A 13,298-nucleotide genomic window follows, 5' to 3' on the forward strand; every position below is an offset into this window, starting at 1 on the left:
GCCAAGCCGTCTCAGTGAGGTCAGCTCTCTGGGGATGTCGGGGAGCTGACGATCGTCGAAGGGCGTAGCTCATTCTGCTGCCCTTGACCGAACCAGTACCCGATGACGGCTCCGGCGATCCCTGTGACTGGGGTGACATAGAAGCTGAAGTCCTGCGCAGCGACTCCAGCGATCATGGGAGGGGCTGGCAGGCATAGGGGCTTGAGTCTCCAGCAGGGGGAGACGTAAAGGTGGGGGCATGGATGGCGTCACGCTCTACTCGATCGGCGAGCTCGCTCAACGGACCGGTCTCACGGTCAAGACCATTCGGTTCTACTCCGATCGCGGAATCGTGGCGCCGACGGACCGCAGCCCGGCCGGCTACCGCCTCTACAACATCGACGCTGTCGCACGCCTGAACCTCGTGCGGACCTTGCGCGAGCTGGGACTGGACCTTCCCACCATCCGCAAGGTCGTGGACCGCGAGCTCTCGCTTCCCGAGGTCGCCGCGGCGCACGCCGAAGCACTGGCAGTGCAGATCCGCGTCCTGCGCCTGCGACGCGCGGTGCTGACGGCGGTGGCCGAGCGCGGGTCCACACCTGAGGAGACGGAACTCATGCACCGGCTGGCCCAGCTCTCCGAGGACGAACGCCGACGTCTGATCGGCGATTTCCTCGACGTCGTCTTCGGCGGTCTTGACGCCACCCCCGCATTCGCGGGGGTCATGCGCTCGATGACCCCCGAGCTGCCCGACAACCCGGAGGCGGAGCAGGTCCAGGCGTGGGTGGAATTGGCCGAAATATCCCTGGACCCGGATTTCCGCGCCAGCGTGCGGCGGATGGCCGAGGACCAGGCAGCCGAGCAGGCCCGAAGCGACACGATGGGCCCGCGCCGCGACATTGCCGCAGCCGTCCGTGACCAGGTCGGCCCGGCCCTGGCCGCTGGCATTGACCCGGCCTCGCCCCAGGCCGATCCGATCGTCGCGGCGTTCACGGCGCACTACGCGCACCTCCTCGGCCGCCCCGACGACGTCGAGCTTCGCCGTCGGCTGGCGACTCGGCTGGAGAGCGTGAACGACCCCCGCAGGGAGCGGTACCTCCAGCTGCTTGCAGTGGTCAACAGCTGGCCGGCCCCGGAGAGTCTGGCCCCAGTGTTCGACTGGTCCGTTCAGGCTCTGCGCGTCCGGACACAGCAATGACGGTGCGGTCGCAAGGCGACATGGGCCGGACGCGGCTGGCGTCGGGTGAAAACATCGCCGCGCATGATCGGTTGGTGAATGCTCCCGTCGTACTTCAGATGGCCGCGACGTCCCCCTCTCCCGCTCTCGTCCTTCGTGCCTGGCGCATGGAGGACGTTGCCGCATTGGTCGAGGTGAGCCGGGATCCCGCATTGCGCCAGTGGGCGAGCTCTGTCGTGGACAACGATGCTGACGGGACACGGTGGGTGCGGGCCCAGCAGCGAAGCTGGGCAGCGGGGGACCGGTTCAGTTTCGCCGTCCTTGAAGCACAACCCGGTTCAGTTCGCGAACAGTTGGTGGGCAACGTGGTCCTCAAGGAAGTCACCCCCGGCAAACCGGCGGCCGAGGTGGGCTACTGGACCGCAGCGCACGCTGGCGGGCGGGGAGTAGCCCCCCGCGCTCTTGAGGCACTCACCGGCTGGGCCTTCGACACCTTCGAAGTCGACAGACTGGAGCGCCTCGAACTCCTGCACCAGGTGGACAACCTGGCATCGTGCCGGGTTGCGGAGAAGAGCCGGTACGACTTTGACAGCGTCCTGCCCGCAGCGCCACCCTCCTTCCCCCCGCGATGGCCACCTGCACATACGGCGCACGGAAATGCCGGGGACTGAGCAGTCCGGATCAGGGAACGAACCGGTGCACGTGCCGCGTTGATCCCTCATGCTGTGAGCTGGAAATGTCGCGGGTGCCAGCTCATCGAGCCCCTTTCAACCTGGTGGGGCAGGCCGCTGGTTGGGCGGGTCTGCGATGTGGTGAAGCTCCTGGCAGACGGTGTCACGACCAAGATCCACTGTCCCCACCAGGAGCTTCACGTGCTTGCCCATCCGTCGGTAATCGATCTGTCCACCGCGCACCTGCCGCATCTGACGCGTCAACTGACCCGACACCGGAGGAAGATCGGTACGCGTCGGCAGCGGCTGCCGGCGGGCGTCAGACCCTGCCTGCCCTGGCGCACCTGCGGTGCGGTGACACCTATGCCCAGCTCGCCGATGGCTTCGGCATCGGGATCGCTACCGTGTACCGCTGTGTCCGGGAAGTCGTCGAGCTACAGGTCGCGCTCGCACCGACGGGCGTGCGTTTTCGACGGGGTGCCCGTGAGCATGGCAATTTCTTGTGGGGTGAGAAGCATTTCGGACCGTCTACGGCTGTTTCGCATCTTGTGCCAGTGCTGTGACCGGGATGGTTCACCGTGGTCGGGGGACGGCCCACGGGACGAGCGCGGTCCGCGAGGCGAGTGGTATTACTGGTGCATGCAGGAAGAGACCGCGCGGTCCGCGATCGACACGTTCATCTCCGCGTTCAACGCCACGGACGACAGCTATGTGACTGCGCTGCTCTCCCAGGCCCTAACCTCGGACGTGGTCTTCTGGGGACCGTTGGGCCGCAGTGAGGGGATCGAGGCGGTCGAGCGGTTCGTGCTGGACATCCGGCGCCACCCCGCGGGGACCGGCACGATGGTGCGCTGTTCGGCGGTGGACATGCCGGACGAGTGGGCCCGGTACCAGTGGGTCTTCACGACGCCGGATGGAGGCCCCCGCCTGGCGGGAACGGACGTCGTCCATCTGCGGCGGAGCCTCATCGACCAGGTCATCGTCTTCGCGGGGGAGATCGAGCCGTCCGCCTCCTGAGCCGTTCTCATCTGGCGCCGTCCTTCTCCTGAACCGGCCCTGTTCGGGGCTCCGTGTCTGCCCAGCCGAGATCATCTTCACAACGCTTCGGTCGTCCGCGCTTGGCCACGAGCGGACCGATGATGCGCTGTGGCTGTGTAAGTTCGCGGTTGGTCAGGCTGCGGTGTTGAGGGGGCGTCCGCCCCAACGGATGTCCTTCTCGCTTCGGATGCGGGCGCGTTCCTTGCGTTCGGCGGCCAGGACGGCGCGCTGGCGGGCGTTGGCGTTGCGCCAGCGTAGATAGGCGTGCAAGGCTCGTCTCTGCACCGTGTGGTTGGGGTGGTTGGGGTTGGCGATGGTGAACTGCCTCAGCGGTCCGAAGTGGGCCTCGATGGGGTTCGCCCAAGAGGCGTAGGTCGGGGTGAAGCACAGCTCGACCTTGTGCTTTGTAGCCCACCGGCGGATGTCGGTGCCTTTGTGGGCGGACAGGTTGTCCAGGATCACGTAGATGGGGGCGCCGTCGGGCCGGGCGGCGCGGATCGACTTGAGCGCGGCCAGCGTGAGTGGGCCGAACTCGTCGAACGCGAAGACCCGGTCGGGAAACGGTCCAGGACGTGCTCGATGCGGTCCAGCTTCGCCTCTCGGTCGGGGGCGGTGGATTCCTTCCAGACATCCGATGCAGTTGATCTGTCAAGGGCTGAGGTCCGGGACAGGGTGTCAGTGGGGCGTGGCAGCATCCGCCACATGACGAGCACAGATGCGGACCGCGGCCTGGACATCTTCCGAGACGGGGACTTTCCCTTCTACACACTGACCTTTGCGCGGGATCTGCCCCCGGAGGAGCTGCTGACCCGCATGAGGGTGGACCTGACGACCCTGACGCTTCGCGACGGCACAGACCTGGCGGATGACTTCGGCGACGATCTCTTTGACGATGATGAACCAGTCGTCACCACCGGTATCGACGGCTCCTGGACGTGGGCGTGGGAACAGGGCGGCACGCACGGACTCGATGAGCGGATCTTGAGCGCCGTCTCCGCCGGGACCGAAGCCGTCGCGCTGCACTACAACGAGAAGCCGATGCACTGGTTCAAGTACGCGGTGGGCGGCGAGATCATCGTCGACTTCCACACTCTCCAGGCGATCGAGCCGGCTGGGCACGAGCCGGCAAGGCTCGACGAGGTCATGAGGCCCCTCGGGCTCGTTCCTGGACAGGCTGCGCCTCTTCACAGCGTCTTGGGACTGGTGGAGAACGCTTTTGGCATCCGCTTGACGAAGCCTGGAGAGGTTGACGACGAGCGTTGGAGTGGCAGGCTGCGTCCTCTGCCGAACTGAACGTCTCAAGCGGCTGCGTTCAGAGCAGGGAGTTGAGGCGGTGGGAAAGCTGTGGCCTCCTCGTGGCGGGTGCGTGTGGCGAGGCAGTGATGGAGACAGCCGAGCATGCGGTTGAACAGGTGGCGTTGGGCGGCGCTGTGCCGGTCTCCAGCCTGGCGGCGCCGGTCGTAGTGAGCCCGCGCACCTGGTGAGGCTGACAGGGCGGAGAAGGCCCAGAGGTAGCCGGCGGCGGCGAGTCGCTGGTTCTTGACCCGGCGGGCCATGACGACGAAGCTTCTGCCGGACGCCCGGGTCACCGGTGCGGCCCCAGCGAAGGCCCTGAGCCCCTTCGCGTCGACGAAGCGGGATCGGTCGTCTCCGATCTCAGCGAGCACCCGGGCGCCGATGAGCGAACCGAGCCCTGGCAAGCCGGTGATGATCTCGGCATCCGGGTGTGCATCAAAAGACTCCACCGCCGCCGCGGTGAGGTCATCGACGCTGGCGCAGGCAGCATGGAGTTGTCGCAGCAGGGCGAGGGTCTGACGGCCCATCGCCTGCTCGACGAGGGGAAGCTGCCGCATCTGTGGGAGACGCCGTGGGTGGCCAGGAGGTCGAGGAGCTGCTGGAGGCCGGCAGCGTCATCGGTGATCCGGGCCCGGGCTAACAGGGCTCCGTCATGGTCGACCAGGGCGACGTCGTGGTGGTCGCTGGCCCAGTCGATTCCGCAGAATACGCGCATCGTGTGGTTCGGTTTCTTTCGATCGAAGGTGTTGCTGCTGGTCGCAGCCACGAGGGGGCACGCGTCTCCCTGATGGAAGGGCTCATGGCCCTGCATTCGATCGGCCGTTCGTGACCCCAGCTGCCCGCAGGGCCCTCGGTCCGCTCCAGAGCTCGGCGGCTCCAGGCTTGTTGAGGGGTGACCCCTGCGAACGGCTCGGACCACGGATATCAACGATCCGATCATCGGACTGGATGCGGTGCACACGTTGCGGTGGCAGCGGACGGAACCGGGGCCGGCTCTTGTCCGAGGGATCGAGTCCCGGGGGTGAGTGGACGACTACCCCGGCACCGACCGCCACCACCGCAGCGATCAGGCGGGAGCGGCCGGACCAGTCTGGAAGAAGAGCTCACTGGGCCCTGGTCTTGGTGTCTGATCTCTTCGGATTGGTGTCGGCTGGTGGGTGAGTTTGAGTCCGGTGCCGGCCAGGCAGCCGTCGATCGGGTCGGGGCGGAGCTGGATGTGACGCAGACCCCGGCGGAGGGTGCGTTCGAGGTGCTCGTCGTCGGTGAAGGCGGTATTGGCCATAGGTCCGCGCCGTAGCAGCGACCAGACGCCCTCGACCGGGTTCAAGTCCGGTGCGTATGAGGGCAATTGGATGATGGTGAGCCAGTCGTGTGCGGCCGCGTAATCGCGCATTCCGGCTGCCCGGTGGGTGTTGAGATTGTCCCAGATGACGACGATCGGGGCCTGGAGCTGGATGTGGGCGCGGACGACCAGGTCGCGGTAGTCGCTCCAGGCGCAGCTGTCGCGTCCCTTGCCCTTGTGCTTGCGGTGACGGCGCGGCCGATAGATCAAACGGGAGGCCTCGCCCGGCCGGTAGCAGCACATCACGGCGATCGACCAGCGGCGCCAGGACCGGCCCCGTACCCGCACCACCGGCGTGTGCCCACGCCGGCCCCAGGTGCGGGCCCGTGGCGGCGTCATCGAGAACCCGGCCTCGTCCTCGAAGACGACGTACGCGCCCAGCGCCGCCGCAGTCATTCCGCCTGCGGCCACACATCCTTCTTCCACAGGCCCACCGCCTGCTCGTCGCGCTCCAGAGCCCGGCGGGCGGGACCCTGCCAGGACCAGCCGTGCCGGTGCAGCAGCCGCCACACCGCCGCCGACGGGCAATCGAGCGAGAACTTCCAGGCGATCAACGCTCTGACCCGGGCCAGAGTCCAACGCTGGTCCTCCCACCAATGCACAGCCGGTCCCCGCGCCAACTCCTGCTCCAGCTCCGCGAACCGGCCGTCGGACAGCTTGGGCAGTTTGGGCGGCCCCACGGAAGTGAGCGCGCCCATCCCGCCCTCCCGCCAGGCACGCCGCCAGCGTTCCACCGACCGCTCACTCACCCGCAGATCCCTCGCGATCACCGCGGTCCTCTCACCGTGACCGAGCCGCTCACCCGCCTCGTACCGGATCCGCTCGCGAAACCGCCGCCGCTCCGCGGTCAGCCCACCACCCTGCGCGTACCGCATTCCACCGGCCTACCGCAGGGATCACCACACGTCACCACCCTCGACACCAATCCGAAGAGAGCAGAACGGAGTCCTACTGCAGCATCGCTTGGTGAGAATCCCTCTCATGTTGGCCGCCGTCGGAACCGGTCGCGGTGGCTGACGGTCTCTTCCCGGGAAGGGCGGGCACATCGCCCTTGAGTGCCCGATCGCGGGTGGCAAGCGTCGATCAAAAGCGTATGAAAGCAGGGAAATGAGGGCTGTGGAGACGTTGAGGCGGCGGCTGCCTGGCACCGTCGTATACGTGACGGCCCTGCTGCTCACCGCGTGGTGGCTGAAGGGACAACCGGCAGCGGAACGGGCCCGCTTCATGCGCCACAACAGCAGCAACGTGCACCACCTGGATGTCGGCAAGTGGTGGACCTTGTTCACGAGTGGTCTGGTGGTCGACGGTGTACCGGCCCTGGTCGGTATCGCCGCGGTGGCCGGGGTGCTGGGATGCGCCGAGTGGCGCTGGGGGACACTGCGCGCGTGCGGAGTCTTCGTCTTCGGTCACCTCACCGCGACCCTGCTCACCGAGGGCGCCCTGTGGCTGATGCACGTCGCCCATCTGCCGGGCGTGCCCACCCGGGCCCGTGACGTGGGCATCAGTTACGGACTGGTGACGACCGCCGCCTGCCTGTTCGCCCTCACCGCCGGCCGGCTCCGCCGCTATGGCCTGCCTCTGCTCGCCGCGGCGCTGACGGCCGCGCTGCTGTACGACCAGGAGCTCGCGGACGTCGGCCACCTGGCCTCCCTCGCACTGGGCTCCCTCGCCGCCCGCACGGCGTGGCTGCGCGCCCCGTCCGGCCCCCCAGTACGCACGATGCCCGTCGCGCGCGATCCCGTCGGCGCCGCATTCCCGAGCGGGAGTGCCCCAGTGAGGAACGACGGCGTTGGTGCGCGGGGTACGCCAGGAGCAGTCCCGAACGGCGGGCGTTGAGTGGTTCGCTGTCCCAAGCCGACAGGCCCGGGTGCGGGAGCTGGAAAGGTGGTTCGGAAGGCTTGCGCCCGTGGTTCTCCGCCCTGCACCCGGTGCTGGACTCGATCAGCGCGACGGCCTCGGGGTTGGGGTATCGGCCAGGAATTCTGGGACTCTGACACGCGGTCTGTGTGCTCCAGACGGTGGATTGAAGGCCCAGCCGGAAACCACAGGCCCCGGCTCAACTCCCGGCCACGAGGCCGCCCATGGGCACGAACTGGAAACAGCCCCATGGTCGGGGCTGTGGTCGGGCCCACGCCCCCGAGCACGTCTGTGCCGGGGCGAGCGAGGCCATGGCAGGCCGCAGTGGCGGGCCGTCGGCCCTGGGAGCTGTGGGGAAAGAGGCGATGGCCGGTCCGCAGCAGCCTGTAGCTGCTGCGGGACGCGGTGGCGAACGGGTCATGTCGGCCATCGTGAGGCGTCTGGCCCGCCGGGAGTTCGTCAATCCCTCAGACCAGCAACCGCGGCCCCGCCTCCGAATCCGTCACCTTCAGAGGTCAGGGTGACCACGCAGGACGCGTCCCCTGCAGATACGGACTGCTATTTCTACGCGTGGAAGCCCAGCCACAGCAGCTCCAGGATGACGGGTACCGGGGGCATCGAGTCGTGCTCAGGCGGGCCCGTGGCCTGTACCAGCGAGGTGGACCTTGAGTACTACGACGACTTCTCGAGCATGTGGCTGACGGCAGGGACCGCGCGTCAGTCCCTGTGTGCGCCACCGCTGCGGTCGTCGACCGCGTCGGCAAGCTGCGTGAACCGCCCCGGTGACCCCAACCGTGCCCGGCGTACCACTACGTACGGGACTCTCGTGAGCTCAGGCGGCTCCGCGGGCGGCGGCACGGTGAACAGCCTCGTTCTGTACGTGCCCTGCGGGCAGTGGGAAGTTGGAGGGCCTGGTTGTCGTCGGGTTGGTCCCCGGCTCCAGGCCTTCCACTCGCCGTAGAGAGGATCGACTGTGACCTCGGACCACGACATGCTGTGGAGTCGTTGCGCGCTGCTGGGCGGTGTCCTGCTGCCGCTGGTGGACCAGGAGCCTTGGCGTCAGTCTCGTCGCCACGAAAACTTGCGGGTCTGGGGCATCGACACGGCGGCAGGCGAGCGAATGATCGAGGTCTTCGCGGCCCTGGCCGCCCACGCCGTCGCGGTCGACGCTTCCGTGTCTGCCGCGGAATTCGACGCTCTACCTGACCGAATGGCGGATGACCATCGCCCGCGACCACCTCCGCGCCGACGATCTCAGCCTGGCCCAGATCGCCGACGCCGTCGGCTACGGTTCGCCGTTCGCCGTTCGCCTTCGCCGCCGCCTTCCGCCGTCACCACGGAGAACCGCCCGGAATCTGGCAGCAGAGGGAACGAGCGGGCGCAGACACGCGAGTGCTGACCACGCACCCCGGCCTGTGAGCGGTGCTCGGCTCCGGCGGCCGGGTAGCGGGTCCGGCCGTCCTGCCGCAAGACCCGGGCTGACGTCAGAACAGCGGCCTGTGACAGCGGATCTACGCGGCAGTGGACAGCACCCTGGCGCGAGCCGTGTTCGATGTTCACGAGCAGCGACAGCACCGTCTGACCCGAGTTCCGGGTCTCGTCGTGTCAGTTACCTGCTTGCCGGGTCGCGGTGGTCAGCCCGGGTGTGACGAGTGCGAGCCAGCGGGCGCGGGCCGTGGGTGGCTGGTCGGTGGGTGCGGTGGAGAACAGCAGGTAGATGTCGCTGACGGTGACGTCGGGGTGGATGTCGCCGTCGGCCTGGCCGGCGCCGATGAGGGCGGCGACAGCGGCACCGGCGCGGTCCTCGTCCGCGCGGTCACCCGGCTCCGCGCCCAGGGTCTGGGCGGCGGCCTTGACGGCGCGGTCGGTCACGGACGCTTCGACGACGCGGCCGAGGAACGCGGTCAGCTCGTCCACGGCGCGGGCACCGGCCTCGACGCGGCCGAGTGCGGTCTCGGCGTCGTCGGCGACGCGGGCGACGCATGCGGCGACGACCGCTGCGACCAGGTCTGTCTTGGTGGGGAAGTGCCGGTACAGGGTGCCCACGGCCACGCCCGCCGCGGCGGCGATCTCGTCCATGCCCACCTCGGGGCCGTGCGCGGTGATCTGCTCGCCGGCGGCGGCCAGGATCTTCTTCCGGTTGCGGACCGCGTCGGCGCGCGGCGCCCTGGCTGGAGTCACAGGGGTGCCTGCCCTTCCACTTGCATCAATCTGAACCTGGGTTCAGTATAGATTGTGAACCATAGTTCATCTTATGTGTGAGGACTCCGCCATGCCCGCCAAGACCGCCCTCGTCACCGGTGCCTCCTCCGGCATCGGCGAGGCCACCGCCCTCAAGCTCCACGAGCTCGGCTACACCGTCTACGGGGCCGCCCGCCGCACCGACCGGCTGCAGAAGCTCGCTGACCGCGGCATCCGGCCGCTGGCGATGGACGTCACCGACGACGACTCCATGCGCGCCGGCATCGAGAAGATCACCGCCGAGACCGGCCGGATCGACGTGCTGGTCAACAACGCCGGTTACGGTTCCTACGGCGCTCTCGAAGACGTCCCCCTGGACGAGGCCCGCTACCAGTTCGAGGTCAACGTCTTCGGCGCGATCCGCCTGACCCAGCTCGTTCTGCCCCGCATGCGCGCCCAGCGATCCGGCACCGTCGTCAACGTCACTTCGATGGGCGGCAAGATCTACACCCCGCTCGGCGGCTGGTACCACGGCACCAAGTTCGCCCTGGAGGCCCTCAGCGACTGCCTGCGGCTGGAGGCCAAGCCTTTCGGCATCGACGTCGTCGTGATTGAACCCGGCGGCATCGCCACCGAATGGGGCTCCATCGCCGCCGACAAGCTGGAGAAGTCCTCCACCGACGGTGCCTACGCCGCGCAGGCCGCCGCCGTGGCCACCTCCCTGCGCTCCGAGGCCAACGCCAACCGCAACTCCCCGCCCAGCGTCATCGCCGACGCCATCGGCAAAGCCGTCACCACCCGCCGCCCCAAGACCCGCTACGCCACCGGCTTCGGCGCCCGCCCCCTCATCACCCTGCGCCGCGTTCTGCCCGACCGCGTCTTCGACACCGCCATCTCCCGCGCTGTCGGCATGCCCCGCTGAACCGTCCGGGAGACCCCTGCAAGGCGCGGGGTGCTGACGAAGCCCGTGAACAAGGCCATCACCACGTGCCTTCGGTGCTGGTCTGCATCCTGCGTAACGCTGACCGGGGTGACGGACGAATTGCAGTGCCTGGCCGAGGATTTGACCGCGGACTACCTGCACGGCCGGTGGCGGCCGGAGGCGACCGAACAACACCGCGCCCGGATCCTGTCCACGCACGCGGCCACCGACGGGGGACTGGACGGCCTGGCGGCCGGCGGTGTCCTGGCGACGCCGTCCATCGAGCCGATGCTGCGCCCGCGACTCCTGGCGGCCGGCCTTGGTGCTCCGGGCCTACCCGGACGGCAGCGTGGAGGCCCAGGCCCTCGTGCGGGACCTGCTGGGCGCGATCACCGTCGGCGGCTTCCCGTTGCTGCCGCCTCGCCCCCTGCGCTACATCAAGGCCCCCGCGTGCTACGACGGCAAGGCCACCTCGCTGTTCCTGGCGGCGGCATCACCGGATGCCCCAACTGGCAGATGCGCGCCGTGCTTCAGCTGGATGTGATCGCCTCCGCGGCCACGCAGCCACGCCCGGGCCGTAGTCCGTCCGCGCAAGCTCGGCCTTCCTCCCGGAACGGGACCGTCAAGGGCCCTGCTACACCTGGCTGCACGTGTTGAGGCCCCGCTCCTGGCGCAGGCTCTGGGCATCACCGCGAGTACCGCCGTCCGCTGGAGGGTCCGCTGTGAAAGTGGATCAAGGTTGTGGATGATCACCGGCCGCGGGACGAGGTGGTCTGACGAATGACCGGTCCAGCACTCCTGTGTTTCGCGTGAGCTACCGCGACGTGCGGTGTGGGGATCAATGCGCTGGTGTCTGTCCGCTGTGATGCCCGTGGCGCGCTGCCTGAGCCGATCGGGCCGGCTTGGGGTCAACGCCCGTCACAAGATAAGCCCGGCGTGCAGGTCGTCTGCGAAGCCGGCCGTGTCCGTGAGTCCGAAGGCCACGCGCTGGAGCAGGAATCCGTGCAGCAGTGCCATCACCACGCGGGCTCCGCGGTCCGGGTCCATGGTGGCGGCCACCGCGCCCGCGGCCCGGCCGCGGCGCAGCGCGTCGGCGATGCTGGCGCGGACCTTCTCGAAGCCCTCGGTGGCCGGGCCACGCACCTCGTCGTTGCGCAGCATCTCCGACCACGCCTGCACGGCGCAGCGCAGCAGCTCGTCGACTGCGACCGTGTGCCCCGCCGCGTCCTGCACTGTCTGGCCGCTGATCGTGTCGAGCGCGGCGGCCACCAGTTCCGTGACGGCTGGGGCGTCTGTGCTCTCGGCCAGCCGCTCAACCGGTTCGAAGATCAGCCGGAACGCGTCGCCCGCAATAGCGAGGATGATCTCCTCCTTGCTCGTGAAGTAGCGGTAGGGCGCGCCGGCCGAGACGCCCGCCTCCGCGGCGATGTCCGGCATTGAGGTCTGGTGGAACCCGTCGCGGGAGAAGCAGCGGCGAGCCGCCGCGACGATCTCGGCGCGCTTGGCCTCGCGGCGCTCGGCTGTGATGCGCGGCATGGCGGTCCCTCTCATCGTGAATGAGCATTCATCTTGACGGCTCGACTATTCCGGGACCACCATAAAAGGTGAACGATCATTTACGGAAGCTGGCCTTCCCGTGTACTCCCCGAGAGGAGATCCACTGATGAGCACGCAGCTGAACATCGGCGTCTACGCCTACGAGCACACGGAGGCACTGTTCGACGGCCGGGTCGTGGTCGACGGGGTGGACGCGGTGTTCGAGACGGCGCCGCTCGTGTCGGACATCTTCCGTCGCGCCGTCGAGGGGTACTACGACCTTGCCGAGTTCGGTCTCACCTACTTCCTGCGCACCTTCGACCTCGACGATGCGCCGTTCCTGGCGCTGCCGATCCTGCCCAATCGCAACTTCCGCCACTCGGCGATCTTCGTGAACACCGCCAGCGGGGTTGAGAAGCCGCAGGACCTCGTCGGCAGGACCGTCGGCGAGTTCGGGCTCTACGGCCACGACGCCGGGATCTGGCCGAAGGGCATCCTGGCTGACGAGTACGGCGTGACCCCGGCCCAGTGCCGCTGGGTCATCGGCGGCACCAACCACCCCCTCCCCGCCTTCGACTGGGTCCCGCAGCCCGTCCCGGACGGCGTCGACGTGCGCCACGCGGAGGACGGCCAGACCCTGGGTGCCATGCTCGAATCCGGTGAGATCGACGCACTAATCTCCGTCGACGTGCCGAAGGCGGTTCTGGACGGCTCGCCGAAGGTCGCCCGTCTGTTTCCCGACTACGAGGCTGTGGAGCGCGACTACTACCGCCGCACCGGGATCTTCCCCCCGATGCACATCGTCGCGATCCGCAGGGAACTGGCACAGCGGCAGGGCCTCACGCGAGCCGTCTACGATGCCTTCACGGAAGCCAAGGAACTCGCCGAGCGGAAGTACCTCGACGACGCCGCGAAGCAGCACATGCGCGTCATCACGCCGTGGTTCAGCGCGCTGTTCGAGGAGAACCGTCGGCTGCTCGGCGACGACTGGTGGCCCTACGGGATCGACGCGAACCGCAAGGCCATCGACACGTTCTTGCGCTACCACCACGAGCAGGGCCTGTCGAAGCGCCGGCTGACGTGCGAGGACATCTTCGTGCCGGAACTCCTCGACACCTGAGTCGAGCGGCAACGACGCTTCGGGTTGGGGCTGCCTGGCATGATGATCCCCGGACAGTTCCGCATCCGGCCGATCCGGGCCACAAGCCGGGCTCGGGGGTGAACAACCTGAAGGACCCGGTGGTGACGAAGCTGCACACCGCGGTCTGCTCGGGCAAGGTCACCCTGAAGGCTGCGCAG

The 13,298-nt window shown here is 68.3% G+C and carries 12 protein-coding genes and 4 pseudogenes; 10 read left to right on the forward strand and 6 right to left on the reverse strand.

The features are described from left to right. Positions 1–238 precede the first annotated feature (238 nt). The 4 genes and pseudogenes from ACFC8N_RS39800 to ACFC8N_RS39815 all read left to right on the forward strand — a co-directional run bounded on the left by ACFC8N_RS39800 (position 239) and on the right by ACFC8N_RS39815 (position 2,844). Positions 239–1,177, forward strand: a complete 939-nt coding sequence (locus ACFC8N_RS39800) for a MerR family transcriptional regulator (RefSeq protein WP_356028067.1) — start codon at positions 239–241, stop codon at positions 1,175–1,177. A gap of 146 nt (positions 1,178–1,323) precedes the next feature. Next, a pseudogene (locus ACFC8N_RS39805) lies at positions 1,324–1,870 on the forward strand (GNAT family N-acetyltransferase). Positions 1,871–2,028: 158 nt separating this feature from the next. Then, a pseudogene (locus ACFC8N_RS39810) lies at positions 2,029–2,285 on the forward strand (transposase family protein); the annotation flags it as partial. A 181-nt stretch (positions 2,286–2,466) separates the two neighbouring features. Further along, positions 2,467–2,844, forward strand: a complete 378-nt coding sequence (locus tag ACFC8N_RS39815; RefSeq protein WP_356028069.1) for a nuclear transport factor 2 family protein — start codon at positions 2,467–2,469, stop codon at positions 2,842–2,844. Positions 2,845–2,997: 153 nt separating this feature from the next. Here the strand turns inward: ACFC8N_RS39815 and ACFC8N_RS39820 are convergent. Beyond that, a pseudogene (locus tag ACFC8N_RS39820) lies at positions 2,998–3,491 on the reverse strand (transposase); the annotation flags it as partial. Between the two features lie 76 nt (positions 3,492–3,567). On the opposite strand from ACFC8N_RS39820, the gene ACFC8N_RS39825 reads away from it, so the two are divergent. Continuing rightward, positions 3,568–4,158: a DUF6461 domain-containing protein gene (locus ACFC8N_RS39825; protein ID WP_356028071.1), complete on the forward strand. Its 591-nt coding sequence runs from the start codon at positions 3,568–3,570 to the stop codon at positions 4,156–4,158. Between the two features lie 5 nt (positions 4,159–4,163). Here the strand turns inward: ACFC8N_RS39825 and ACFC8N_RS39830 are convergent. After that, positions 4,164–4,715, reverse strand: a pseudogene (locus ACFC8N_RS39830) (transposase); the annotation flags it as partial. Positions 4,716–4,813: 98 nt separating this feature from the next. Between ACFC8N_RS39830 and ACFC8N_RS39835 the strand changes: the two are divergent. Continuing rightward, on the forward strand, positions 4,814–4,990 hold the full coding sequence (locus tag ACFC8N_RS39835; protein ID WP_356028220.1) for a hypothetical protein: 177 nt from the start codon (positions 4,814–4,816) through the stop codon (positions 4,988–4,990). A gap of 237 nt (positions 4,991–5,227) precedes the next feature. Here ACFC8N_RS39835 and ACFC8N_RS39840 read toward each other — a convergent pair whose 3' ends face one another. Together ACFC8N_RS39840 and ACFC8N_RS39845 are read right to left on the reverse strand one after the other, a co-directional pair. Beyond that, positions 5,228–5,842: a transposase gene (locus ACFC8N_RS39840; protein ID WP_376294268.1), complete on the reverse strand. Its 615-nt coding sequence runs from the start codon at positions 5,840–5,842 to the stop codon at positions 5,228–5,230. A gap of 53 nt (positions 5,843–5,895) precedes the next feature. Beyond that, complete coding sequence (locus tag ACFC8N_RS39845) at positions 5,896–6,378, reverse strand: winged helix-turn-helix domain-containing protein (RefSeq protein WP_376294083.1); 483 nt, start codon at positions 6,376–6,378, stop codon at positions 5,896–5,898. A 232-nt stretch (positions 6,379–6,610) separates the two neighbouring features. Here ACFC8N_RS39845 and ACFC8N_RS39850 point away from each other — a divergent pair, with 232 nt between their 5' ends. Next, complete coding sequence (locus tag ACFC8N_RS39850; protein ID WP_376294086.1) at positions 6,611–7,339, forward strand: rhomboid-like protein; 729 nt, start codon at positions 6,611–6,613, stop codon at positions 7,337–7,339. A gap of 1,626 nt (positions 7,340–8,965) precedes the next feature. On the opposite strand, the gene ACFC8N_RS39855 is transcribed toward ACFC8N_RS39850, so the two are convergent. Next, on the reverse strand, positions 8,966–9,541 hold the full coding sequence (locus tag ACFC8N_RS39855) for a TetR family transcriptional regulator (RefSeq protein ID WP_356028079.1): 576 nt from the start codon (positions 9,539–9,541) through the stop codon (positions 8,966–8,968). Between the two features lie 91 nt (positions 9,542–9,632). Between ACFC8N_RS39855 and ACFC8N_RS39860 the strand changes: the two genes are divergently transcribed. Both ACFC8N_RS39860 and ACFC8N_RS39865 read left to right on the forward strand, forming a co-directional pair. Then, the gene (locus ACFC8N_RS39860) at positions 9,633–10,463 is read left to right on the forward strand and encodes an oxidoreductase (RefSeq protein WP_376294089.1); all 831 of its coding nucleotides are present in this window, start codon (positions 9,633–9,635) and stop codon (positions 10,461–10,463) included. A gap of 319 nt (positions 10,464–10,782) precedes the next feature. Continuing rightward, a complete protein-coding gene (locus ACFC8N_RS39865; protein ID WP_362817433.1) occupies positions 10,783–11,007 on the forward strand; it encodes a hypothetical protein in 225 nt (74 codons plus the stop codon). 374 nt (positions 11,008–11,381) lie between these two features. Here ACFC8N_RS39865 and ACFC8N_RS39870 read toward each other — a convergent pair whose 3' ends face one another. Next, positions 11,382–11,999 carry a helix-turn-helix domain-containing protein gene (locus ACFC8N_RS39870; protein WP_356028089.1) on the reverse strand — a complete coding sequence of 206 codons (618 nt, stop codon included), beginning with the start codon at positions 11,997–11,999 and terminating at the stop codon, positions 11,382–11,384. Between the two features lie 127 nt (positions 12,000–12,126). Between ACFC8N_RS39870 and ACFC8N_RS39875 the strand changes: the two genes are divergently transcribed. Then, complete coding sequence (locus ACFC8N_RS39875; protein WP_376294093.1) at positions 12,127–13,119, forward strand: 4,5-dihydroxyphthalate decarboxylase; 993 nt, start codon at positions 12,127–12,129, stop codon at positions 13,117–13,119. The last annotated feature ends 179 nt before the right edge of the window (positions 13,120–13,298 follow it).

It is taken from the genome of Streptomyces sp. NPDC055966, assembly GCF_042269865.1.
Classification (GTDB): Bacteria; Actinomycetota; Actinomycetes; order Streptomycetales; family Streptomycetaceae; genus Streptomyces.